Raw genomic sequence first — 23,776 nt, 5'->3', positions numbered from 1 at the left:
CGGATACATGCCATATCAGTTCGGCATACCCTTGGAACCGCTCCGATGACCCTGAAACAGCTCCGCTACCTGATCGCCATCGTCGAAGCCGGCAGCTTCTCTTCGGCTTCACGTCGCGCCTACATTGCCCAGCCGGCGTTGAGCCGGCAGATCAGCCTGCTGGAAAGTGAGCTGGAGATGCAGCTGCTCGACCGCCAGCACGATGGCATTGCCCTGACCGATGCCGGGCGCCAGCTCTATGAAGTCGCCCGGCAGGTGGTGCAGAAACTCGACTCGGTGAAGGATGAGCTGAAATCCAGCCGCGGCGACCCCAAGGGCCACGTGGCCATTTCAATCCCGGCCACCGCCGCCGACCTGCTGCTGCCAGAAATCGTCAGGCGCGCCGAACAGCGCTTCCCCGGCGTGACTTTGACCGTCTGGGATGGCCTCAGCCGTGAAGGCGGCCAGGCCATCGAGCTGGGCAAGGTGGACTTCGGTGTGGTGCCCAATGCCGAGGAACTCGAGCATGTCGAGGCCGAGCCGATCTTCACCGAGGCGCTGTACTGGGTCGGCGCATCAGCCCCTGGCACCCCCGATACCATCACCCTCGCCGAAGCCGCCGCCACCCGGCTGGTGCTGCCGCCCAGAACGCTGCACCTGCGCCGACGCATCGAGCAAGCCGCCATGGAAGCAGCCGTACCGCTGGCCGCCGCCTACGAGCAACAATCTGCGCCCGGCATCGCCAGCCTGGTGCGCGCCGGCCTGGCGGCGACCATCAGCAATTGGCCGCCGCTGAGCGTATTGCTCGAGCCCACGGCGGCGCGGCGCATCGTCGAACCGCGCATCAGCCGCACCATCGCCTTGGCGCACTCCCAGCACAAACCCCTGTCGTTCGCCGCCGGTTGTCTGCGCGACCTGGTGCGCAGCGTGCTGATCGACCTGGTCAACAGCGGCCGCTGGCGGGGCGAACTGATCGGCAAAGAGGCCGAGCCGCTGGAGTCCGTGCTCGGCGTTCAACTGGCGGTCTGAGCGCGCGCCTGCCCGCCAGCGGCAGCCGACTCGCGAAGGCGCTGCTGGGTGCGCTGCGGGTTCATGGTGGCCAGGCCCACCAGCCCCGCCACCACCAGCACCGCGCCGCATACCAGGAAGCCCTGGGCATACCCCGCCGGGTGTTCGCTACCCGCACCTTGTACCAGCAAGCCGGTCACCACCGGCGCTGCCAGCCCGGCCAACGAGGCGATGCCGTTGCCCATGGCGAGGATGCCCCCGCGCTGGGCCGCTGGGGTGAACTCGGCAAGCATTGCCGGGCCCACGGAATACATGACCAACGCCAGGCCACCACTGAGAGTCAGTGCGGCGACCCTTGCGGCCGTGCTCAGGCCAGGCAGCATCAGCGACGCCGACAACAGCCCGCCCAGTATCAAGCACACCGAAACGAACACGCCGCGTGCCGCCCGTGACGGCACGCCGCGACGCATCAGGCGCTGGGAGAACCAGGCCAGCAGCAAGCTCAGCGGCGTGGTCACGACCACGAACATGATGAAGATGCGCCCGGTCAGCAGCGGGTCGATACCCAGGCCCACCTGCAGGTAACTGGGTACCCAGGTCAGGGTCAGGGCCAGCGACCAGTTGGCGGCAAAGTGGCACAGGTAGTTGCCAAGCACGCTGGGGTCGCCCAGCAGCCTGCGATAGGGGATAGCCGATTCATCGGCCTTGAGCTGGCTGGCGCGCAGGCGCTCGAGGCTGCCCTCCTGGCCCAGCCGCCACCACAACAGGCACCAGACCAGGCCGATCAGGGCAAGGATGATGAAATTGGTGCGCCAGCCGTAATGCAGGCTGACCCAGGGAATCATCGCCCCCGCCACCAGCAGGCCCATGGCACTGCCGGCATGCAGCAGGGCCACTGGCAGGTTGCGCCGGTCGTTAGGGAACCACTTGTAAAGTGCATGGGTGGCCACCGGCGATGCCGGCCCCTCACCGATGCCCAGCAGCACCCGGCAGGCGACGATGGCCCACAGTGAGGTGGCAAACAGCATTGGCAGCTGGATCAGCGCCCAGAACAAGCCCATGCCCAGCAGCAAGGTGCGGGTGGGGCGCCGGTTGGCCATGAAGCCACCGACCACGGCGGAGATGGCGAAGAACCAGTGCAGGGCGCCGCCGATCAGGCCGAACTCGGTGGCCGTCAGGCCCAGTTCGGCGCTCATCGGTACCGCTACCAGCCCGATCACCACCTTGTCGAGAAAGTTGACCAGCATCAGCAGGGCCAGCAGCGCCGCCACCAGCCAGGCGGTACGGGAGTCAGGCAGAGAAGAATCCGCAGTCATGGCGAGTACTCTTGTTATTGTTGTGGGGTGTAGCAAAAAGGCCGCCGCAAGGGCGGCCCGTCACTCAGGCAGGCATCAGCACGCCTTTGGCGATGGTGTTGCGCTGGATCTCGCTGGTGCCGGTGAGGATACGCATCATCCGCGTGGCGCGGAAAATCCACTCCACCGGATTGCCCTGCATCAGCCCGGCGCCGCCGTGCACCTGCACCGCCTTGTCGGCGATGCGGAAGGCAGCCTCGGAGACGAACAGCTTGCACATCGGCGCCTGGGTGCGGATATCGCCCCCGGCGTCGTTCACCTGGGCTGTGGCGTAGACCATGCTGCGCGCAGCGTGCAGCTCGGTGGCCATGTCGGCGATCATGTGGTTGACCGCCTGGAACATGGCGATCGGCTGGCCGAACTGCTTGCGGCTGCGCGCATGCTCGATCGACAGGTTCAGCGCCAGGCCGGCCATCCCCAGCAGCGTCGGGCAATGCAGCAAGCGGTTCAGGGTGATGCGCCCCATGGCCAGTTTGAACCCCTGCCCCTCTTCACCGATCAGGTTGGCCGCCGGCACGCGCACCTGGTCTAGCACGATGTCGCCATGGGCACCGCCACCGGACATCACCGAGTAATCGCTGTCGACTCGCACACCCGGGGCGTTGAGGTCGACGAAGAACGCCGAAATACCCTGGGCGCCCTTCCCCGGCCCGGTCACCGCCAGCAGCACCGCGAGGTCGGCGTAGGTGGCACCGGAGATGTAACGCTTGCTGCCACTGAGCACATAATGGTCGCCGTCGCGGCGCGCCTGGGTGGTAATGGCGGTGGCATCGGAGCCGGCCTCGGCTTCGGTCAGGGCAAAGCACACGGCCTTTTCAGCACGGCACACTGGCTTGAGAAAGGTCTCGACCTGGTAGGGGCTGGCCACCTTGAACAGGTGGCCGACCCGCGGCGGCCCCGACAGCTCGCCCAACACGTGCGACGCGAGCATGGAGCCTGTCAGCACCGTGGCCTCCTTGACCGCGCACAGGTCGGCCACGTTCAGGCCGGCCCCGCCCATGCTTTCGGGCAGCATGACGGTGTACAGGCCCTGCTCACTGGAAAGTTTCCATACCTGCCGCAACACCGACTGGGGATGCGGGCGCGCCCAGTCCAGCTGTGCCTGCTCCTCCAGCGGGCGTACCTGATCGCGGACGAAACCCTCGATCGCTTCGATAATCTGCGCAGCCTTTGCACTGGGTTGATACATGGTGATGCTCCCTGGTCAGATACGACGTTCGCTGTGTTGCCAGTAGGTGTCCCGGACCAGGCGGCGCACCACCTTGCCATTGGGGTTTTTCGGCAGTTCGCTGACAAAGTCGACGCCGCGCGGCTTCTTGAAACCGGCCAGCGCAAGGCCGCAGCGCTCGATCAGCTCGGCGGCCTCCAGTTGCGCCCCCGGCTTGAGCACTACCACCGCGTGCACCGCTTCGCCCCACTGCGCGTCGGGCACGCCGACCACCGCCGCCTCGAATACTTCGGGGAAGCCGTAGATCACCTGTTCCACTTCGCTGGGGTACACGTTGAACCCGCCGGAGATGATCATTTCTTTCTTGCGATCGACGATGAACACGTAACCCTGGGCATCGACCGTCGCCAGGTCGCCGGTGAGGTAGTAGCCGTCACGCATCACTTCGGCGGTGAGCGCCGGGGCGCGCCAGTAGCCCTGCATCACGTCCGGGCCCTTGACCACGATCTCGCCGACTTCACCCGGGGCCACATCCTCGAACGCCTCGTTGACCACCCGCAGGTCGGTCTCGAAGTAGCAGCGCCCGCAGGAGGCCAGGCGCTGATAATCGCCGTCTTCCACCAAGTGGTCCTGCTCAGTCAGCACGGTAACCAGCGAACAGGTTTCACCGGCGCCATAGCCTTGCGCGAGAATCGGCCCAAACAGTTCGATGGCCTTTTTCACCAAGGCCGGCGCCATGGGCGCGGCGCCGTACATGACCAGCTTCAGGCTGGACAGGTCGAAGCGTTCGACGCCGGGGTAATTGACCAGACGGTTGATCATCGCCGGCACCAGAAACAGCCGCGTCACCCGTTCGCGCTGGATGGTCTCCAGCAACAGACGGTCGTCATAACGGTTGAGCAGCAGGTTGCATGCGCCCACCGCCAGCAGCGGCATGATCTGCATGCCGCTGGCATGGGTGATGGGCCCTACGTGGGCCATGACGTCGCCCGGCCCGGAGCGCCGTGTGGGGCTGGCAATGCTCTTGCGCACCAGCGCCTTGCGGTTGCCGAACGACAGCATCGCAGCCTTGAGCACGCCGGAGCTGCCGGAGGTGTAATGCAGCACGGCCAGCGCATCGTCGGCCGGGTCCAGGGCCAGCGGTGCCTCACTGCCGCGCTGGAGCAGCGCGGCATAACTCAGGTCACCGCCCTCGTCTTCCAGCACGATCAGCTGACGCAGCAGCGGCAACTCCGTACGTCGCGTTGCCAGCGCCTGGGCAAAACTGGCGTCGGTGATCAGTGCAACGCTGCAGGAGTCTTCCAGCACCTGCACCACTTCATCCACTGACAGCCGCGCATTGATCGGCACCTTGACCATCGCCGCCTTGTACAGCGCCACTTCCGCTTCGACCAGCTCCACGCGGTTGGCGGCGAGAATCGCCACATGCTCGCCGACGCCCACGCCCAGGGTCCCCAGCGCAGAGGCCAGGCGGTTGCTGCGGCGTTCCAGCTGGGTGTATGTGAGGCGTGTCTGGCTGTCCGCCACGGCGATGTGGTCCGGCCAGTAGCGGGCACTTCGGGTAATGATCGTTCCAAGGTTCACGTTATTGTTCTCGTCGACAGGAAGACATCGACGATGCTAATCAGCTGTGCGCGTGCAGATGAAATACAAGATTCAGATGTGGGCCATAACTTTATTGGCTGGCGTGATGCCCGGAGGTGGTAGCGCATGTTTGGCTGGCTGAAAGTGAACCGCCAGATCGTAACGCGGCTTTACGTGGTCTCCGACAACCCGTTCTGGTTGGTCGCGGTGCAACTGCTCGACGGCATCGGCGCAGGCCTCTTCGGCGAGCTGTTCCCGATTTTGGGCAAGGACTTGACCGAAGGCAGCGGCCGCTTCAATGTCAGCCTTGGCGCGTTGACGGCAGTTTTCGGCCCAGGCGCTGCCCGAAACCAATCCGGGCACCTCGCCTTCGCCCTCCTCTGCACCTTCCGGAAACTGACCCAGCATGCCTTTGAGCGACAACGCATCGATCATCTGGACGGTGGCCGCCTTGGCCACCTGCGGCGTCATCCTGCGCCCCTGGCGCATCCCCGAATACGTCTGGGCCATGGGCGGCGCGTTGCTGTTGGCCGGTATGGGGCTGATCACCCCTGGCAACGCGCTGGCCGCCGTAGCCAAAGGCAGTGACGTCTACCTGTTTCTGATCGGCATGATGGTGCTGGCCGAGCTGGCTCGCCAGGAAGGCCTGTTCGACTGGCTGGCCCGTTATGCGGTGCACCATGCGCGGGGCTCCGGGCAACGACTGTTCGACCTGGTGTTCCTGGTGGGCACGCTGGTTACCGTGTTCCTGTCCAACGACGCCACGGCAGTGGTGTTGACCCCGGCGGTGTATGCCGCGTGCAAGGCCGCCCGGGCCGAACCGTTACCGTACCTGTTCATCTGTGCCTTCATCGCCAACGCCGCCAGTTTCGTGTTGCCGATCTCCAACCCGGCCAACCTGGTGGTGTTCGGCAGCCAGATGCCACCGCTGCTGGACTGGCTGAGGCAGTTCAGCGTGCCGGCGTTGGCGGCAATCGCCCTCACCTACCTGGCACTGCGCCTGGCCCAGCGCCGGCAGATCAGCCAGCCGCTGGCCTTGACCGTAGATACCCAGCCACTGACCGCTGGCGCACGCCTGAGCGCAGTGGGCATCGGTTTTACCGCAGCCTTGTTGTTGGGCGCATCGGCACTGGACCAGGCGCTGGGCCCGCCCACCTTCTGCGCTGGCGTGGCGACCACGGCACTGGTTCACCTGCGCCAGCGGCGCAGCCCGGTGCCAGTGTTGCGCCATGTCGCCTGGGCCGTCCTGCCACTGGTGGCGGGTTTGTTCGTTCTGGTCGAAGCGGTCGCTCAAACCGGCGTGATCGTGCGTCTTGCCCAAGCGCTGGCAACACTGGCCGAGGACTCGCCGAGCAGCTCCAGCTGGGCTGCGGGTGTGGGTGTCGCAGTAGCCAGTAACCTGATGAACAACTTGCCGACCGGGCTGATAGCCGGGTCCATGGGCTCGCTGGTGCAACTGCCGCAACAAGCGACCGCTGCGCTGCTGATCGGCGTAGACCTGGGGCCGAACCTGTCGATCACCGGATCACTGGCGACCCTGCTCTGGCTGGTGGCAATCCGTCGCGAAGGCGAGCATGTCAGTGCCTGGCAATTCTTGCGCCTGGGCCTGCTGGTAATGCCTCCCGCCCTGGCGGCTGCGCTACTGGCGCTGAGGGTGTGAATCAGCTCGCTTCAGCATTCTGTACTCAAGGTTGAGATACCGCGATGTCGGTGACCAACCCTGACCTTGCTCAGGAGCTCCTTGGGTAATCATGGCGCTTTCGCCATCGTCAGAGCCTCCTGCAAGATCGCGTATAGACTCACCCTGAACGTATCCAGACTGAAAGGTTTGGTAATCACAGCCATCGCTGGCCCAGGTGGATATTCTTTCAGAATCTGCGGTTCCACGTACCCCGTCATGAACAGGACAGGTAATCCGGGCCTCCTCAGACGGGCCTTTTCGGCCATCTCCCGGCCATCGAGCCCTCCCGGCAGGCCGATATCGGTGACGAGCAGATCCACACGCGTGTCCGAGCACAGCAACTGGAGACCTACCTGGGAGTCGGCAGCTTCGACAACAACATAGCCAAGGCTGCCAAGGACTTCACTGACGAACATTCGAACGGACGGTTCATCATCGACGACCAGAACCGTTTCTCCCTCACAAACGTGCGGCACCGCACTCGTGATTGCGTTGGCCGGTGGCGCCTTCATCGGCTCGGCACAGTTTGGCAGCTGTAGGTACACCCTTGTTCCTTTGCCCAACGCCGATTCAATTTTCATCTGTCCATTGGATTGCTTGGCAAACCCATAGATCATCGAAAGCCCGAGGCCCGTGCATGCACCTGTTGGCTTGGTGGTAAAAAACGGCTCACATGCCTTGGCCAGAGTTTCCTCGCTCATCCCGATGCCATCGTCGACCACACGGATGCTCAGGAAAGTTCCGGGCTTTAAGTCCGGATCCAGCCCGCTCCCTTCCACCAGCGTCACATTCGACGTCTCAATAGCGATGGTTCCGCCCGCGGGTAAGGCATCCCTTGCATTGACGCACAAATTCAACAAAGCATTTTCCATCTGGCCTGGGTCGACCAAGCACAAATCACTCGTTGCAGAGAGATCCACTTGCAGACGTATCAAAGGCCCGACAGTGCGGCAGATCAGTTCTTCCATGCCCCCAATCAGCCTGTTCACATGGGTGACTTGAGGCAACAGCGTCTGGCGACGTGAGAAGGCAAGCAAACGATGAGTGAGTGCCGCGGCCCGTTGGGCTGCGCCATAGGCCACCGAGAGATATCGTTCAAGATCGGTCGTGCGGCCTTTACTCAAGCGGACCTTGATCAGGTCCAGACTCCCGACGATCCCTGCAAGCAAGTTGTTGAAGTCATGAGCAATTCCTCCGGTCAATTGCCCCACCACTTCCATCTTCTGCAACTGGTAAAGGGCCGCCTGTGCAGCCTCCCGTTCGGCAATGGCCTCTGCGACCTTCGCCTCCAGGTTCTGGTTCAGTTCCAACAATGCGGCCTCGGCATTCTTCCTTGCCGTCACATCAATAGATGAGCCAATCAGCCCAATCACCTCGCCTGCAGCATTGAACATCGGGGCCTTTACGGATAGCCAGATCGCTTCCGAGCCATCCGGCATGTCCACTCGCTCCTCGATCTGCTCCGCCATGGCGCTGTGCATTATGCGTCGGTCTGTCTCCATCACCTTGAGCGCCTGCGCCTTGTCCTCGAGTATTTCCAAGTCGGTCTTGCCCAGATAGAACTCCGGTGACTTACCGATCAACCGTGTGGCACCATCATTGGCGATCAGCAGCCTGCCATCACGGTCTTTGGCATACACCACTCCAGGAACAGCGGTGGTGAATGCGCGGAGCAACGCCGATGCGCGATCGCGCTCAGCTTCCGCCGCCTTGCGCGATTCAATATCAATCAGCACTCCCGGGAATCTGACTGCGATCCCATTATCATCGTGCTGGGCACGGCCATTGGCCTCGATCCAGCAGTAGCCTTCATCAGGCCGCTTGACTCGGTATTCGCACCGGAACGCGCCCCCGCGAACCATGGCATCGTCAATGGCCTCAGCCAAGTGGACACGATCCTCTGGATGGATCGAAGTGAATGCCTCTTCAATGGGGATACCGCGCGCGCATCGTGCCGGTGACAAGTCGAACGTACGGGCAAAGCGCTCGTCAGCCGTCACACAGTTCTTTGAAATGTCCCACACCCATGTGCCCACGATAGCCCCTGCTTCCAGCGCCAGCTGAAGACGTTCGCAAGCATCCACCGGTAGTATTTGAGGTTCATCGCCACTCTCTCGCTCAGTTGCGTGAGTGCCTTTCGTGTCCATTACACACCTTCTTGCGTTGTGTTTCGTTCTGGACTGATACCTGCTTTAACAACTGCTGGTAAATGGCCACCAATTCTATCAGACCGCTGACAACCAAAGGCGTTCCAGTAAGGCGGCCCTTTGACATCAGCACGGAGGTCAAAGCCGGGCCATCAGCGATGTAACGATCATCAAACCGTACAGGGCCAGGTGCGTGATGCTGGCCATCGCCATCTGCCAGAAACTCTGCCGCGGGTAAGTACCGCGATGAGCCTTCATCTGCTCGCCTGCAACCTCAAACCAATGATCAGCATCTTCGGCATCGCAGGACTGCTGGAAGCGATCAGGGTACAGGAAGGTAAGGAAGAGTCTGTCCAAGGGCTATAGCACTGGCTTCAAGCTTCGCACGCTCTGCTTCCAGAAAGACATAGGTGGCTTGCAAGGTGGAGATCTTCGTCTGGATTTCGGCCATCTTGCTGGCGACCAAGGCCGCGCCTTGCGCGCAATTGATCGTGTTACCCCGCTTGGCTGCAAGGATGTCGCCAATCTCGGCGAGTGAAAAACCCACACCCTGGGCGCTCTGAATGAAGGCCAGATCAACAACGGTCTGATCACTGTAGCTGCGATAGTTGTTGGCCTGTCGATGGGCCACGATAAGCCCGAGTTGTTCGTAATAGCGCAATGCATGGCGGCCAATTCCACTGCGGCGCTCCAACTCTCCAATGTTCACACTAAAAATTCCTTGACTGTAGAGCAGGCTCTACACCTTAGCCTGTGCCCATCATCCAAACAAGGAATCAGGCATGAGCGTGGAATGCTTCGTCACAGGCGGCAGTGGGTTTGTAGGTCAACATTTACTGGCCCGTCTTAGCGCGACTGGGCACAAGACCTGGGTGCTGATGCGCACCCCTGCAAACATTCAGCGACTCAGAGAGCAGGTAGGCCGATTGGGCGGCAACCCTGCATGTATCCATGCCGTTGAGGGGGATATCAGCAGAGAGGGGCTTGGCCTCAGCGAGGCAGACCAGCAGCGCGTTTCTTCGGCCTCTGTGGCCTTCCATCTCGCGGCGGAGTTTTCCTGGGGGCTGACAATGGAGCGCGCCCGCGAGGTCAATGTGCAAGGGGCGTTGAGAGTCGCCAGGCTTGCCGCGAGCCAGCGCATCCGGTTGCTGATGGTGGGCGGCTTCATGCTGCAAAACCTTGGCCACCTCGCCAGCATCGGGGTTGATCATGAGTGCCCTGAAAACACCAATTGGCCCACGGTCTACGGCCATGCAGGTGGCTACGAAGGCAGCAAGCTCGAGTCCCATTTTGCGGTCATCCGTTACATGCAGGACGCGGGCGCGGATTACACGATCGTTCATCCTGCTACGGTGTGTGGCCACAGCGAGAGTGGGCACATCCTGGAAGGACAACCCCTGACCGAGCTCATTCGAAATCTGGCACAAGGCCGGTTCAAGGCTATCCCCGGTTCCACCAGGCACTGGTTGCCATTAGTCAGTGTCGATTACCTGGTGACAATGATGACTTGTGCGGCGTTCGACCCCTCGATGGCCAACCAGCAGATCCTGGCGCTCTACGAGCACACACCGAACTTGCAGGGGATGCTTGAACAGATAGCGAAAACGCTGAATATCAAGGCACCCCGCCGCCATGTAGCGATAAGATTACTGAAATGGCTGTTGACGATTCCCGGACTGGCGGCCCGATTCGCGATCAGCACCGAGTCATTGAACTTTATCCAGACGCAACGCTTCGATATGAGTCTTAGCAGGCAATTGGAACTGAAGTATCAGCTGGCACATCCCGACATGGCGCGAACCTTGGAAAAGACAGTGCAATACGTCAAAGGTTACTTGAGCCATTGAAGCAACCCTATCAGTTGTCGAACTCCATCATGCGCGGGGCTACACACTGGACCGTCAGAGAGCGCCCGCTGTGCTTCTACCCCAGGACCATCCGCTGGTCAGCCCCTTGGAACAGGGCCGCTCCCAAGAGTCTCCATGACTATACCGGCATAGGGAGGTCGTGGTCATGATTGATCCAACAACAGGCATGAAGGCGGGAGAACGTTACTGCGTGGAGAACGTCGAACGCGCTCATCAGTTTCCAGGCTTCTTTCTCGATGGCAAGTACTACCTCGGTCCCGAATTACTGACCGCCGTAGGCTGGCTGGAGGGCAAGCGCTTCATTTACGACAACTTGGACGCTTCAGGCGAACCGGTTTTTCCTGATCGCGCAGCGGGAGACATAGAGAACCTGACGCTGACTTTGGTGGATGGCACAGCGCTGAAGCTTTCCAGGGTGGAAGTCAGCGCTGTGCGTAACGACGCGCAGACGGCTGATCGGGTGCGTGCCGACACGGCGCTAAGCCGTGACCAGAGTGAGCTGAAACCTGACGAAAATCTCCTGCCGCCGACTGCGCGGCGAGGGATCGAATACAGCGGTTTGACCCGCAAGGACAAGATCCCGTTATTGCTAAGTGCGGCAGTCATCGGTTTTCTGGCCGGTTTCGTCATCACCCACGCGCAACGAAGGCGCCGCTGAAGCATTGCTTTTGAACTTCGCGCTTGGGCAACAGCCTTCCCTATTTGGTCTATCGAAAACGGGGACTCAACGATGAATGCGAAACTGAACGGCAAGCGCGTGGCCATCCTGGTCACCGATGGCTTTGAACAGGTCGAATTGACCGGCCCGCGTGAAGCATTGGAAAAGTACGGCGCCGTAGTCGACATCCTGGCTGACAAGGAAGGCACTGTGCGTGGCTGGAATCACGACAAGCCCGCTGACGAATTTGCTGTGGATGCAACGTTCGACAGCGCCCACCTCGATCTCTACGACGCCCTCGTGCTGCCCGGCGGCGTACAGAACGCCGACACCATTCGGCTGATACCCGGCGCCCAGAAGCTGGTGAAAAGCCATGACTCTGCAAGCAAGTCGCTGGCGGTGATCTGCCACGGTGCTTGGTTGCTGGTGTCGACTGGCCTGGCCAAGGGCAAGCGGATGACCAGCTACAAGACATTGCAGGACGACATTCGCAACGCGGGTGGCAATTGGGTGGATGAAGAAGTGGTGGTGGACGGCAACCTGATTACCAGCCGCACGCCGGACGATATCCCGGCCTTCAATGAACAACTGATCAAAGCGCTGGCTGGCTGAGCGTTCACTGCTCCCCCCTTCGCAGTCTCAAGACGTTTCAGGCTCACAACGCAGGATGGAGCCTTATCCAGACTGCGGGGAGCAGTCGTATACCGGCCATAATCGACTGGCCGGCAAGATTGCGCTCATCACAGGTGCCGACAGCGGAATCGGGGTCGTCGATGCCTGCTGCGCGCAGCGTCTCTTACCGAGTTGATTGCGGGTCAGACTTCATTGGCTAATGGACTGGCCGACGGCACGGGGATCAACGTTGATCTCATCCCCAATGTCGCTGAATGCGTGAGCATGATGCTTGAGCCGAATGACGCACAACCATAAGGATCGCGGTTCAGTTGCGGTAGTCGGGCGCAACACGGTCCAGCATGCGCAGCAGGGCCTTCCAGGCCAGGTTAGTCGCATCAGGATCTGTCAACTCACCCTCTTTCAGCTCGCGCAGCGGCTCATTGAACTGCCGCTCCGTATGGGCGCAAATTTCATGGTTCGGCAGCAGCAACGGACCCGCCTGCTGGGCCGCGAGCTGTATCTCACAGGCTTTTTCCAGGTAGTACATCCTGAGGAACGCTTCGGCCACACTGCGCCCGCCAGTCAGCAGGCCGTGGTTGCGCAAGATCATCACGTTCTTGTCTTGCAGGTCTGCGACCAGGCGTTGTTGCTCATCGAGGTCCAAGGCAATCCCTTCATAATCGTGATAGGCCACCTTGCCGTAGAACTCCATGGAAATCTGGTTCACGGGGAGTAGGCCGCACTCCAGAGCAGCAACCGCACAGCCAGCGCGCGTGTGAGTATGCAGGACGCATTGAAGATCGTGGCGTGCACGGTGAATGGCACTGTGGATGACAAAACCGGCCGGGTTGACGGCGTAAGGCGTATCGCCAACTGGCGCCCCGTCCAGGTCGATCTTGACCAGGCTGGAGGCCGTGATTTCGTCAAACATCAGCCCGTATGGATTGATCAGGAAATGCTGCTCCGGGCCCGGTATGCGCACCGAGATGTGGGTAAAGATCAAGTCGGTCATGCGGAAATGCGCGACTAGCCGGTAGCAGGCTGCCAATTCCTCGCGCAGCGTTTGCTCGGTTGGGGTCATGTCGTTCGCTCCAATACGGGTGGGAACTCAGTATCGGTGAATTGAAGCAAGCAACAATCGAATTAATTTTGCAGATAATGTAGTGTTAGTTTCACCAATTGCTCACTTACTCTCGATGCAGGGCCTATGCACTTCCCATCAATGACGGCGCTTCGCGCCCTGGATGCCGTGGCACGACTCGGAAGCATCTCCAGTGCAGCTGACGAACTCAGCCTCACACGGAGTGCGGTCAGTCACCGCATCGGCACGCTTGAGGAGCAGCTGGGGTTCGCCCTGACCGAGCGCATTGGCCGTGGCATCCGGCTGACGTTTCGAGGCGAGCAATACGCCCGGGAGGTGCAGCAGATCCTTGAGCGCGTTCAACTGGCCGCAGCAGGTGAACAGGGGCAACAGATCGCGGGGCGCCTGTGCGTCAGTTGCAACACCGGTTTTGCCAGCGCCTGGTTATGCCAGCACATCAACGCCTTCATGACGCTCCATCCTCAGGTCCAATTCCACCTGATCTCGCCACGCACACCGGCCGATACCAGCGCGAGCGAAGCGGATATCTTCATTGCCTACGGCACAGGCGACTGGCCGAATCTGCAAGTAATGCCGCTGACGGATTTGCATTATTTTCCGGTATTGAGCCCTCAGCTGCTCTATGCCAACGGCGGCCTCCGGCATATCGATGACCTGTCCAACTTCACCTTGCTGCACATGAACGACTACACGGATTGGCGAATATGGCTGGGGGCAGCGGGCCGCAACAAAGTCGACGCGTCATCCGGCGTCCTGTTCTCCGACGCCCCTTGTGCACTGGCCGCCTGCCTGGCAGGCCAAGGCATTGCGATGGGCGACAACCTGCTGAGCAGCGACGCACTGAGGCGTGGCCTGCTGGTGAGCCCGTTCGACATCAGCACGCGGGCAAACCGTTCGTATTTTCTGGTCTGCCACCCGGCCAAGGCGCAGCGCCCCATCGTCAAGGCGTTCAGCGACTGGCTGATCGAAACACTCGCCCACACGACGTAGACTGTTCAGATTACGCTGCGAAGCAGCTTTTCATGGCCGGCTGCGATAGCTACGCGGCGTCATGCCCAGCTGCTTCTTGAAGGTCTTGGAGAAATGCGCGGAATCGGCGAAGCCCCAGCGGGTGCCGATGTCGGTGATCGAGCGATGCCCATAGGCAGGGTTGCGCAAGTCCTGGGCGGCCTTGATCAGCCGCTCGCGCAGGATGTAGCGGCAAACGCTGTCGCCACTGGCTTCGAACAGGCGATACAGCTGGCGGCTGGAAATACCCAGCTCGTCGGCCAGGGCGACCGGCGTCAGGCGCGGCGAGTCCAGGCGCTGCTGGATCAGCGACTGCACTTCGTGCAGGTGCAGCCCGGGCGAACTGTCACGCGCCCGGTATTCCAGCACCGAGCCGAGCAGCCCCACCAGCGCGGCCTGCAGGCCGTCACCGTCTTCCGCGCAGGCCCACTGTTCGAGTTCGCCTTCGGCCACCTGCCGTACCATCGTCGCCAGCAGCTGCCCGCAGGCGCCAGCGGTGGACAGCTTGCCGAAACGGCTGGAATCGAGATTCTTCAAGCGCTCACGGGGCAGGTGGATGGACACGTGGGAGAACAGCCCGCGGGGGATCATCTTCATGGCCTGCGCCGAATCCAGCAGTGCCATGTCACCTTCGCGCAGTTCCATCACTCGGTCGCCCAGCTCGATGGACATTTCCCCTTGCTGCTGTAACACAAGGAAACAATGTGAGTCGCCATCACGCCCCGCCTCGCGCCCCGAACGGGCGATCGCATGGGCATTGCTGCGGATGTGGGCGACCTGCGTGGTGCCCAGCAGCGAGGGACGCAAATCGCCGATGAAAAGGCTCTGGCACTGGTCGTAGCGGGTTTCGAAGCGCCCGCATACCGCGTGGACACGCTCGTTCCAGACAGACATCGCTTGACCGTTCATGAACCACCTCAATCGGGAGCACGCGCCATATTAGTGCAATATTCACGTGATTTTGGGTAACAAAAGGACAGGTGAACGAAGCGCAAGCACATACCGCGCCACATTGCCTTTGGTGGTCTTCGGCCGAGATTTCGTTGCGTGTAACGCAACAACATTGATCCACCCGGTCATTGAGCGCTTGGCCCGCTGCCCTTTAGCGTTCCCTACCGTTTTTGCCTCGTCTTTTATCCAGGAGGTACGCTTGATGTCCAACCACTACGAACTGCTGCGTTTCACCTTGCGCGTGCGTACACCCGGCCAGGCCCTGCCGCGCCTGCAGGATGCCTTGCAGGCTGCCATCGAAGGGGTCGAGCTGATCGGCTGCTGGGTGTCCGAGATCGGCCCGCAGAACACCGTTGCCGTGCTGCGCCGCTTCGCCAGCGTCGAGGTCCAGGCGGCCGAACGCGAGCGCGTGCTGTTGGCCAGCGACGCCTTCGGCATTGGTGAGTTCGTGCTTGAGCAGCACATGGACGACTATCGCCTGTTCCCCTTCCTCGAGCCGCTGGCACCGGGCAAGCATGGGCCGTTCTACGAGCTGCGCGAGTACGACCTGGTCACCTCGGGCCTGGCGCCTACCCTGGCCGGCTGGCGCAAGGCAGTCGGGCCGCGCACTAGGGAGCAGTATTCGCCGGTGTATGCCGCGTTCTACGCCACCAACGGCCGGGTGCCACGCTACCTGCACATCTGGCCCTACGCCAGCCTGGAGCAACGCCTTGATGTGCGCACCCGCGCCGTCGGCGACGGAGTATGGCCACCGGAGAATTCTGCCCCGCAACTGCAAAAGATGAACTCGGTGGTCTATCTGCCAGCGGCCTTCTCACCGCTGCGCTGACGCTCCGCCCGGCGCAACAACCGGTCGATGGCAGCCATGGCCGGAGCTTGTACGCCCTGGCGCCGTGCATGGGCAAGCAACGCGCCGGACAGCGCGTCGATCTCCATGCGCCTGCCGTGCTCCAGGTCCTGGAGCATGGAGGGCTTGTGCCCGGCGTGCACGACAAACGCCTCCTCCACCGCCTGCACAACCCGCTGTTGATCCAGCACCACGCCCACCGACACAGCAATTTCGGCCGCCTCGGCAACCAATGCCAAGGCCACCTCGCGGCCACGCGCGCAACAGCCTAGCTCACCCACGCTCACCCCAGTGAGGGCACACAGCGAGTTCAGGGCCGTATTGAAGGCGACCTTTTCCCAGATGCTCACCTCGATATCCGGGTCTTCGATGCAGCACATGCCCCCCCGGCGCAAGCCATCCATCAGTGCCCGCAACGGCCCGGCGTAATCCGGCCCAGGCAACAGCCCGCGCAAGCGCACCTCGCCACCGCCGCAACTGCGTACGCTGCCGGGTGCCAGCACATCGGCCGGGTAGAGGGTCATGCCGATTGCCAGGCAAGGGTCAGTCACGTACTCGCGCAGTGCCGGCACGCTGTCCAAGCCGTTCTGCAACGTCAACACCAGGGTCTTCTGGCCAAGCAGGTGCCGGCACGCCTGGATGGCCTGACGGGTGTGATGACTCTTGGTCAACATCAGCAAGGCATCGACCTCGCCCTGCAACTGTTCGGCGCGTGCCACCCGAGGCCAGTACACGCGCACGCCCTGCTCGTCCTCCAGGCGCAGGCCATGGCTACGCAGGGCGTCGAGCAAGCGCTCATCGACATCCACCAGGGTCACCTCGGCACCGGCGTCGATCAACCGGGCGGCAAACAGGCTGCCCATTGCCCCTGCCCCGATCACGGCAATCTTCATGTTGGGTTTCGTCCTTGTTGTCTGCGCCATGAAAAAAGCTCGCCGGGTCATCCCCGGCGAGCCTCATCTGGATATGCGGCTGCCATCAGAGCTTCGGCAATGTCACCGCGTCGCCCATCGGCTCGCGTTTGCCCGCTTGCTGCGAACGCAACACGGCAGCACCGTAGATCGCCAGCACGCTGATCGAGCAGGCACCGGAGAACAGCAGCACCGCCGTGTAGCCATAGGCTTCGATCAGCAGGCCACCGACCGCCGGCCCCACCGCCGCGCCGACCGACAGGCACAGTGCCCCCAGGGCCACCAAGCGGCCCGACAGGTCGAACTCGGCCATCACGCCGAAGGTGTAGGCCAGCACGAAGCTGATCGAGAACAGGAAGCACATCACCCCGGCCACGTAGGTGGTCAGCGAGTCGAACTGTGCCAGCAGCACCAGGCCCGCCACCTCGGCCGCGATGATCACCGCCACCGGCAGAAAGCGCCCGGCCTTCAGGCCGACCGACGAGGCAATGAAGCCGCCGCCCGCATTGATGATGAAGCCCAGCGCCAACACCGAGCCGATGGTGTCCGAAGACAGGCCGCTCTTCTTGCCCATCAGTTCAAGGAACGCCCACACCGACATGATGCCGGTCAGGAACACCAGGCTGGCGAGCAGGCTCAGCCAGGCGATGGTACGGCTATGGCGGCACACCACCGGTGCCCCGCCAGCACGCGCCTCCAGTTGCCGTGCGCTGCGGCTCGGCACCCATGGCAACGGGACCACGCCCATCAGCAGCATGCTGATGACCAGCGTCACCAGCATGCCCTGGAAGCCCCACAGGGGCGCCACCGCGACCGGCAGCACGATCAGCAGCAACGCGCCAGGCACGGTCTCCATGCCCAGCTTGAAGCCGAAGGCCCGCTCAGGTTGCGCGCTGTCACCGAAAATGGTCATTGCCAGGGCATACAGCGCACCGGTGCCGGCCCCGGCCAAGGCCATGAGCAGCATCAGTGTCTCGTACGTGGGGTTGCCGAGCATGCCCGCCAGGGCGGCCACCACCAGCAGCGAGGACAAGGTGGAAATCACCCGCCAGCTCAGGCGCTGGATCCACAGCAGCGAGGCTAGGCCGAGCACCCCGAAACCGAGGTTCATGGCCATGGCCAGGCTGCCCAGTTGCTGTTCGCCATAGCCGAACTGCTCGGCCAGGGCGCCGAACAGCACCGGCAGCACATTGAGCAGCAGCGCCCCGCCGGCGGAAACCAGGCCGGCGCAGATGTACACGGAGGTTTTGTCAATCGGATTGGATGTTGTTGTTCTCATGGATTGATCCTGAATTGAAGGTGCTGGGTTGCAGCGATATGGCGCGACCATCCGTGTCGCCAGCAGCGTGCTTTATCGACGTCCTCCAGGGCCTGGCCAGGTGCCTTATGACCGCCACAGTTTGCAACGTACCAAGACAGGCGGCATGTACCGCATTGCCGGGCTTTTGGTCATGGCTGCCAACATGAGGACAGCAAGAAATACGCTGAAATCGCGCAAAACCGTGTGCTAGACAGCGTGGCCAGGCAGGGCTGCAGATGCCCCGCCATTCCTGACCAATTCGGGATAGCCGTGCGCCCGGGCGGGTTCCTAACATCGGCGCCGTCGGCAGCAGTTTCGCTGCCGGCCCTCTTCCTCCGCCCCGAGATGAGCCATGACTACAACTACAAAAATCGACTTTCTCTACCTGTCCGAGCAGGACATGATCCGCGCCGGTGTCACCGACATGCTGGCCTGCGTGAACACCATGGAGCAGATGTTCGTCCTGCTCCACCACGGCGACTACCGCATGGCCGGGCCGAACAGCGACTCCCACGGTGCGATGATCACCTTTCCCAAGGACTCGCCCTTCCCCAACATGCCCAAGCCCACGGCCGACCGCCGCATGATGGCGATGCCTGCCTACCTGGGCGGCGACTTCTGCACCGCCGGGGTCAAGTGGTACGGCTCCAACATCGCCAACCGCGAAAAGGGCCTGCCGCGCTCGATCCTGATGTTCACCCTCAATGACCCGGACACCGGCGCCCCGTTGGCGCACATGTCGGCCAACCTGCTGTCGGCCTACCGTACCGGCGCCATCCCGGGTGTCGGCGCACGCCACCTGGCCCGCCGCGACTCGCGGGTGATCGGCCTGCTGGGCCCCGGCGTCATGGGCAAGACCACCGTGGCCGCATTCATGGCCGTGTGCCCGCAAGTCGACACGCTCAAGCTCAAGGGTCGCGGCCAGAAGAGCCTGGACGACTTCATCAGCTGGGTAGGCGACACCTACCCGCAGATCACCACCATCGAAGTGGTCGACAGCATCGAAGAGGTGGTACGCGGTTCGGACCTGGTGACCTACTGCACCTCTGGCGAAACCGGTGACCCGTCCACCTACCCGCGGGTCTTGCGTGAATGGGTCAAGCCCGGCGCGTTTCTCGCCATGCCCGCCGGCTGCAGCATCGACGCCGGCATGGAGCAGGCCGACGTACGCAAAGTGGTCGACAACACTGGCCTGTACGAGGCCTGGTTCGAGGAGCTGCCCAAGCCTGCGCACAACCATGTGCCGCTGGTGGGCGTGCGCTTCATGGACATGATCGCCGAAGGCAGCCTGCCGGCCGAACAACTGGAAGACATCGGCAAGATCGTCGCAGGCGTTGCCCCCGGCCGTTGCAACGACGAGGAGATCATCATCATGTCGGTGGGCGGCATGCCGGTCGAGGACGTGGCCTGGGGCACGGTGGTGTACCGCCAGGCGCTGGAGCGCGGAGTCGGCGTACGCCTCAACCTGTGGGAAAGCCCGGCCCTGAGCTGATTCACCCCTCCAACCCCAAGGACAATACCATGCTGCAGATCACCAAACTCAAGACCGGATCGAAGTACGAGACCCTGGGCAGCTATTCGCGCCTGGTGGCCGTGGACGACTGGATCTTCGTTTCCAACACCGCCGGGCGCAACCCGGCGACCGGCGAAATCCCCGAGGACCTCGAGGCCCAGACCCGCCAGGTGTTCGCCAACATCGAAGCGGCGCTCCATGCCGTGGATGCGTCCCTGGCCGACGTGGTCTGCTCGCGGGTGTTCATCCAGAAGCCTGAGGATGTCGCCAGCGTGATGACCATCGTCGGCGAAGTGTTTCGCGGCATCGACCCGGCCAGCACGGTCACCTGCCCGCCCCTGGGCGCAACGGTCTACCGGGTGGAACTGGAGGTGACCGCCTACCGCGGAGCATCGCGCGCCACCACCCAGCTGCTCGACCTGTCGCGCTAGCCCGCCTTAGAGGAGAACCGTCCATGTCCCCTGTCATCGCGCCGGTGCACTGCGCAAACACGCCACCCAGCGCCACCACCGTGGTCATCATCGGCGGCGGTATTGTCGGCCTGACCGCTGCCCTGACCCTCGCCGAGCGCAACATCCCGGTGGTGGTGCTGGAGAAAGGCCGCATCGCCGGCGAGCAGTCATCGCGCAATCTCGGCTGGGTGCGCAAGACCAGCCGCCACCGCGAGGACCTGCCCCTGGCCCTGGCTGCGGACCGGTTGTGGGCGCAAATGCCCGCCCGGGTCGGGCGCGAGGTCGGCTACCGGCAGGCGGGCATCCTGTTCGCCGCCCGGGAGCCCGGGCAAATGGCGATGCACGAGGCCTGGCTGAAGTCGGTAGACGGCCTGCCGGTCGGTTCGCGCCTGCTGAGCAACGCCGAAATCGCCCAGCGCGTGCCAGGTGGGCAAGCCATCTGGGCCGGTGGCATCTTCACCGAAAGCGACGGCCGTGCCGAGCCGACCCTGGCCAGCAGTGCCATCGCCCAGGCGGCCATGGCCCGTGGCGCGGTGATTGTCGAGCATTGCGCCGTGCGCAGCGTGACCACCGCCGCCGGGCGCATCGACGGCGTAGTGACCGAGCACGGCGAGATCCGCTGCGAGCAGGTGCTGCTGGCCGGCGGCTTGTGGTCGCGGCGCCTGCTGGGCAACCACGGGGTCGCCTTGCCGACCTTGCCGCTGAACTGCTCGGTGCTGCGCACGGCCGCTATGGAAGGCCCGACCGACATCGCCGTAGGTGGCCCGGATTTCTCGTTCCGCAAGCATATGGACGGTGGTTTCATCATCACGCAACGAGGTGCCCTCGATGCCCACCTGACCCTCGATCATGCCTTGCTCGGGCGACGCTACCTGCCGCAGTTCCGCGCTCAACGGGGGTTGTTGCGGGTGTCGTTCGGCAAGCCCTTTTTCAAGGACCTGGCGCTGGCACGGCGCTGGTCGCCCGCTTCGGTGTCCCCGTTCGAGCGCATCCGCACCCAGGACCCTGCCGCCAACCCAGCCTTGAACCAGGAGGCGCTGGACAACCTCAGGGCCGCCTGGCCGGTGTTCAAGCAGGCGCGCATCGAGCAGGCGTGGGCCGGCACCATCGACGTGACACCTGACTCACTGCCGGTGATCGGGCCGGTTCAGCAACTGCCGGGGATGGTGCTGGCGACCGGTTTCTCCGGCCACGGCTTCGGTACTTCGCCCGCGGCCGGGCAACTGGCGGCAGACCTGATCGATGGCAGTCACCCGCTGGTCGACCCGTCCCCCTATCGCCTGGATCGCTTCGCCTGAACGACGCTGTCCTGGCGAGCGGTGTGTGAAGGCAGTTCACCGAACAGCGCGCGGTAGGCGCCGGAGAAATGCCCAAGGTGGGTAAAGCCCAGGTCGCTGGCCACGCGGGCAACGGTGAACTGCTCGGCGGCGGTGCACTGCAGCCGTTGCCGTACGGCATTCAGGCGCACCGCACGCAGGTACTCGACCGGGCTCAGGCCGGTGACCCCGAGGAAACTGCGCTGCAAGGTGCTGCGGCTGACATCCAGGCGCTCGCAGATCTGCAGCACCGACAACGGCTCGTCCAGGCAATCCAGGGCCATCTGGTGCGCCTGGCGGACCAGATAGGCGCTAACCGCAACATTCCCCCCTCGCCCCGCGCCACCTTGGCTGACCTGGTCCAGCAGCACCAGCATGCACTCCAGCAGCAAGTCTTCGAGCTGCGCCTCCAGCAGCGCTTCGCCCCGCAACGCCGCATCGATCAGCCCCTGCAGCTGCGAGCGTATCGCGCCGAGAAAGGCCGGGCTGACGTTCAGCCGAGTGGCCCTGTTCAATGCCCGCAGTTCCTGCGCGCTGAACTCGCGCTCGGCCAATTGTTCCAGACGATCGGCATCGACACTCACCGCCAGCAGGTCCATGCCCTCGGGGGCATGGACAAAAAACTCCTGACCACTGTGAAGAAGCGTGACATCCGCGCTACCGACGCTGCTGCCCTGAAACACCCCGGTACCCGCGCTCCCGGCGGGTAGCGCCAGACAAAAGCGCCGCGCCGGCGCCGCACCGTGCTGGACTACACGCTTGTCCAGGCATTCACGAAATATCTGGAAGCGCTCAGCAGTGAGGTGCGTGAGCTCGGTGTGTGCACTGCCGGCGCTGATCTGGTCGTAGGTCTGCTGCCAGCCGAGGATCGCGCTGGCATGGGTGTTGACGTCGTTGAAGCGGTGGCGTTGGGCGTGCATGGCGTGACTGTTACCTCGATTGCATGCGCCCTACGAAAGCAAGGAATGGGCCATTCGGTCGCAGAGTCAGATTGACGCATCTCCCAGACCCTGCTCGCCGTGCCGATGAGGCTGCTGTTCGAGATTGCTGTGCTGTGTGGCAGCCTGGTTCACAGGTGAGTCAGGCAATACCGTCTGACGTGGTATCGGCACTCCGGCCTCTACGCTGCCCAAGCAAGGCACTTGCCGCTACTGCCGCGACCACCAGGCCAGGCGAAGCGGCCAGCAGCAGGCCACTGACCCCCGCCCCCGCTGCCAGAATCTGCCCTGCCGCCAACGGACCGGCCATCGAACCCAGTCGCCCGATTGCCACCGATGCCCCTACACCCGTGGCGCGCACCTGGGTCGGATACAGGGTTGGCGCCAGTGCGTAAAGCACCAGCTGCCCACCGATGGCGCAGTAACCCGCCGTGAAGCCAGCCAGCAACATCAGGCCAAAACTGCTCGACAAACCCAGCCCCGCCAACGACGCCAGCATGCCGGCGTAGGCGATGAACACCGCCCGTCCGGCAACACCGCGGTCCATCATGCGCCCGGTGAGAAACGAACCCGCTGCACCGCCAAGGTTGAACAGGATCTGTACGGCGCCAGCCTGGGGCCGGCTGAAACCTTGGCCGATCAGCAGCGAAGGCAGCCAGTTGAGCAGCATGTACAGCACCGTCAGGGTGAAGAAGCACGCCACCCACAGCAACAGCGTACGGCTGACCTGCCCGGGCCCGAACAGCTGAGTGAGCATGCCGTCAGCACCGGTGTGGGCACCGCCCTGGGTCCGAAACGCCTGAGACTCCTTCAACCAGAGCATCAGCACCAAGGCAATCGCGATCGGGGCGATGCCGCCGACGTAGAACACCGCACGCCAACCTTCGCCCACCCCGCTCATGCCGATCACCGAAGCCAACGCCCCACCCAACGGAACGCCGCAGTACGTCAGGCTCACCGCCGTGCTGCGCAGGTGATCGGGCGCCGCCTCGCTGGCCAGCGCGATCAGGATCGGCAACGCTGCGCCCAGCCCTAGGCCGGTCATCAAGCGTGCGATCAGCAGCGAGGTGTAGCTTTCGGCATGGGCGGTTCCCAGCGAAAAGCCGCCGAACAGCAGCACCGCCACGATCAGGATCGACTTGCGCCCAAGCCGGTCGGCCAGCCAGCCACCAACGAACGCCCCGGGCAACAACCCCAGCAACCCAGCGCTGAATACCCAGCCGAGCATGCCCGGCGACAGGGCGAACTCCTTGGCCATGTGCGGTGCGGCGATGCCGGTCGCCTGCAGGTCCAGGCCTTCGAGCAAGGCGACGAGAAAGCACAAGCCGATCGTGAGTACTGCCTTGTTGGAAGTTGCGGATGAATGACGCATGTG

Annotated in this window: 20 protein-coding genes and 2 pseudogenes; 11 read left to right on the top strand and 11 right to left on the bottom strand. The window is 63.1% G+C overall.

The window, feature by feature from the left end; all coding sequences use genetic code 11:
• Positions 1-45: 45 nt before the first annotated feature.
• Entirely contained in the window at positions 46-1,008 is a 963-nt protein-coding gene (locus BGP85_RS03380) for a LysR family transcriptional regulator (protein ID WP_103447680.1), read from the top strand.
• Here BGP85_RS03380 and BGP85_RS03375 read toward each other — a convergent pair.
• The 3 genes from BGP85_RS03375 to BGP85_RS03365 all read right to left on the bottom strand — a co-directional run bounded on the left by BGP85_RS03375 (position 993) and on the right by BGP85_RS03365 (position 5,094).
• Positions 993-2,303: an MFS transporter gene (locus tag BGP85_RS03375; protein ID WP_103447681.1), complete on the bottom strand. Its 1,311-nt coding sequence runs from the start codon at positions 2,301-2,303 to the stop codon at positions 993-995. The two genes, BGP85_RS03380 and BGP85_RS03375, sit on opposite strands and share 16 nt — an antisense overlap.
• A gap of 64 nt (positions 2,304-2,367) precedes the next feature.
• Positions 2,368-3,531 carry an acyl-CoA dehydrogenase family protein gene (locus tag BGP85_RS03370; RefSeq protein WP_103447682.1) on the bottom strand — a complete coding sequence of 388 codons (1,164 nt, stop codon included), beginning with the start codon at positions 3,529-3,531 and terminating at the stop codon, positions 2,368-2,370.
• 15 nt (positions 3,532-3,546) lie between these two features.
• On the bottom strand, positions 3,547-5,094 hold the full coding sequence (locus BGP85_RS03365; RefSeq protein ID WP_103447683.1) for an AMP-binding protein: 1,548 nt from the start codon (positions 5,092-5,094) through the stop codon (positions 3,547-3,549).
• 168 nt (positions 5,095-5,262) lie between these two features.
• Here BGP85_RS03365 and BGP85_RS03360 point away from each other — a divergent pair.
• Both BGP85_RS03360 and BGP85_RS03355 read left to right on the top strand, forming a co-directional pair.
• Positions 5,263-5,451 (top strand): annotated as a pseudogene (locus BGP85_RS03360) (MFS transporter); the annotation flags it as partial.
• Positions 5,452-5,500: 49 nt separating this feature from the next.
• A complete protein-coding gene (locus tag BGP85_RS03355) occupies positions 5,501-6,754 on the top strand; it encodes an arsenic transporter (protein WP_103447684.1) in 1,254 nt (417 codons plus the stop codon).
• An 89-nt stretch (positions 6,755-6,843) separates the two neighbouring features.
• On the opposite strand, the gene BGP85_RS03350 is transcribed toward BGP85_RS03355, so the two are convergent.
• Both BGP85_RS03350 and BGP85_RS03345 read right to left on the bottom strand, forming a co-directional pair.
• Complete coding sequence (locus tag BGP85_RS03350; protein ID WP_103447685.1) at positions 6,844-8,922, bottom strand: hybrid sensor histidine kinase/response regulator; 2,079 nt, start codon at positions 8,920-8,922, stop codon at positions 6,844-6,846.
• A 322-nt stretch (positions 8,923-9,244) separates the two neighbouring features.
• Entirely contained in the window at positions 9,245-9,631 is a 387-nt protein-coding gene (locus BGP85_RS03345; RefSeq protein WP_103447686.1) for a MerR family transcriptional regulator, read from the bottom strand.
• 73 nt (positions 9,632-9,704) lie between these two features.
• Between BGP85_RS03345 and BGP85_RS03340 the strand changes: the two genes are divergently transcribed.
• The 3 genes and pseudogenes from BGP85_RS03340 to BGP85_RS03330 all read left to right on the top strand — a co-directional run bounded on the left by BGP85_RS03340 (position 9,705) and on the right by BGP85_RS03330 (position 12,060).
• Positions 9,705-10,769, top strand: coding sequence for an SDR family oxidoreductase (locus tag BGP85_RS03340; protein WP_103447687.1), 1,065 nt, complete (start codon positions 9,705-9,707; stop codon positions 10,767-10,769).
• Positions 10,770-10,935: 166 nt separating this feature from the next.
• Positions 10,936-11,223: pseudogene (locus BGP85_RS28820) on the top strand (SDR family oxidoreductase); the annotation flags it as partial.
• 297 nt (positions 11,224-11,520) lie between these two features.
• Positions 11,521-12,060, top strand: a complete 540-nt coding sequence (locus BGP85_RS03330) for a type 1 glutamine amidotransferase domain-containing protein (RefSeq protein WP_103447689.1) — start codon at positions 11,521-11,523, stop codon at positions 12,058-12,060.
• A 328-nt stretch (positions 12,061-12,388) separates the two neighbouring features.
• Here the strand turns inward: BGP85_RS03330 and BGP85_RS03325 are convergent, their stop codons facing one another.
• Positions 12,389-13,144: a class II aldolase/adducin family protein gene (locus tag BGP85_RS03325; protein WP_103447690.1), complete on the bottom strand. Its 756-nt coding sequence runs from the start codon at positions 13,142-13,144 to the stop codon at positions 12,389-12,391.
• 126 nt (positions 13,145-13,270) lie between these two features.
• Here BGP85_RS03325 and BGP85_RS03320 point away from each other — a divergent pair, with 126 nt between their 5' ends.
• A complete protein-coding gene (locus BGP85_RS03320; protein WP_103447691.1) occupies positions 13,271-14,155 on the top strand; it encodes a LysR substrate-binding domain-containing protein in 885 nt (294 codons plus the stop codon).
• Positions 14,156-14,185: 30 nt separating this feature from the next.
• Here the strand turns inward: BGP85_RS03320 and feaR are convergent, their stop codons facing one another.
• Positions 14,186-15,082, bottom strand: coding sequence for a transcriptional regulator FeaR (feaR, locus tag BGP85_RS03315; protein ID WP_103447692.1), 897 nt, complete (start codon positions 15,080-15,082; stop codon positions 14,186-14,188).
• Positions 15,083-15,326: 244 nt separating this feature from the next.
• Between feaR and BGP85_RS03310 the strand changes: the two genes are divergently transcribed.
• Positions 15,327-15,953 carry an NIPSNAP family protein gene (locus tag BGP85_RS03310; protein WP_103447693.1) on the top strand — a complete coding sequence of 209 codons (627 nt, stop codon included), beginning with the start codon at positions 15,327-15,329 and terminating at the stop codon, positions 15,951-15,953.
• On the opposite strand, the gene BGP85_RS03305 is transcribed toward BGP85_RS03310, so the two are convergent.
• Positions 15,920-16,864, bottom strand: a complete 945-nt coding sequence (locus BGP85_RS03305) for a ketopantoate reductase family protein (protein WP_181004501.1) — start codon at positions 16,862-16,864, stop codon at positions 15,920-15,922. The genes BGP85_RS03310 and BGP85_RS03305 overlap by 34 nt on opposite strands.
• Positions 16,865-16,949: 85 nt before the next feature.
• Positions 16,950-18,161 (bottom strand): MFS transporter, encoded by a 1,212-nt coding sequence (locus BGP85_RS03300; protein ID WP_103447695.1) that lies wholly within the window; start codon positions 18,159-18,161, stop codon positions 16,950-16,952.
• 373 nt (positions 18,162-18,534) lie between these two features.
• Here BGP85_RS03300 and BGP85_RS03295 point away from each other — a divergent pair, with 373 nt between their 5' ends.
• The 3 genes from BGP85_RS03295 to BGP85_RS03285 are packed head-to-tail and all read left to right on the top strand — an operon-like array spanning position 18,535 to position 21,445.
• On the top strand, positions 18,535-19,674 hold the full coding sequence (locus BGP85_RS03295) for a tyramine oxidase subunit B (RefSeq protein ID WP_103447696.1): 1,140 nt from the start codon (positions 18,535-18,537) through the stop codon (positions 19,672-19,674).
• 29 nt (positions 19,675-19,703) lie between these two features.
• Entirely contained in the window at positions 19,704-20,126 is a 423-nt protein-coding gene (locus BGP85_RS03290; protein WP_103447697.1) for a Rid family hydrolase, read from the top strand.
• 23 nt (positions 20,127-20,149) lie between these two features.
• Positions 20,150-21,445, top strand: a complete 1,296-nt coding sequence (locus tag BGP85_RS03285; protein ID WP_103447698.1) for an NAD(P)/FAD-dependent oxidoreductase — start codon at positions 20,150-20,152, stop codon at positions 21,443-21,445.
• Here BGP85_RS03285 and BGP85_RS03280 read toward each other — a convergent pair.
• Both BGP85_RS03280 and mhpT read right to left on the bottom strand, forming a co-directional pair.
• Entirely contained in the window at positions 21,421-22,383 is a 963-nt protein-coding gene (locus BGP85_RS03280) for a helix-turn-helix domain-containing protein (RefSeq protein ID WP_103447699.1), read from the bottom strand. The genes BGP85_RS03285 and BGP85_RS03280 overlap by 25 nt on opposite strands.
• A 160-nt stretch (positions 22,384-22,543) precedes the next feature.
• Positions 22,544-23,773 (bottom strand): 3-(3-hydroxy-phenyl)propionate transporter MhpT, encoded by a 1,230-nt coding sequence (mhpT, locus tag BGP85_RS03275; protein ID WP_103447700.1) that lies wholly within the window; start codon positions 23,771-23,773, stop codon positions 22,544-22,546.
• Positions 23,774-23,776: the final 3 nt, after the last annotated feature.

This window comes from Pseudomonas putida (assembly GCF_002906855.1).
Classification (GTDB): domain Bacteria; phylum Pseudomonadota; class Gammaproteobacteria; order Pseudomonadales; family Pseudomonadaceae; genus Aquipseudomonas; species Aquipseudomonas putida_N.
Note: the sequence above shows the minus strand (reverse complement) of the source record. Positions and strands in the feature narration are given on the sequence as shown.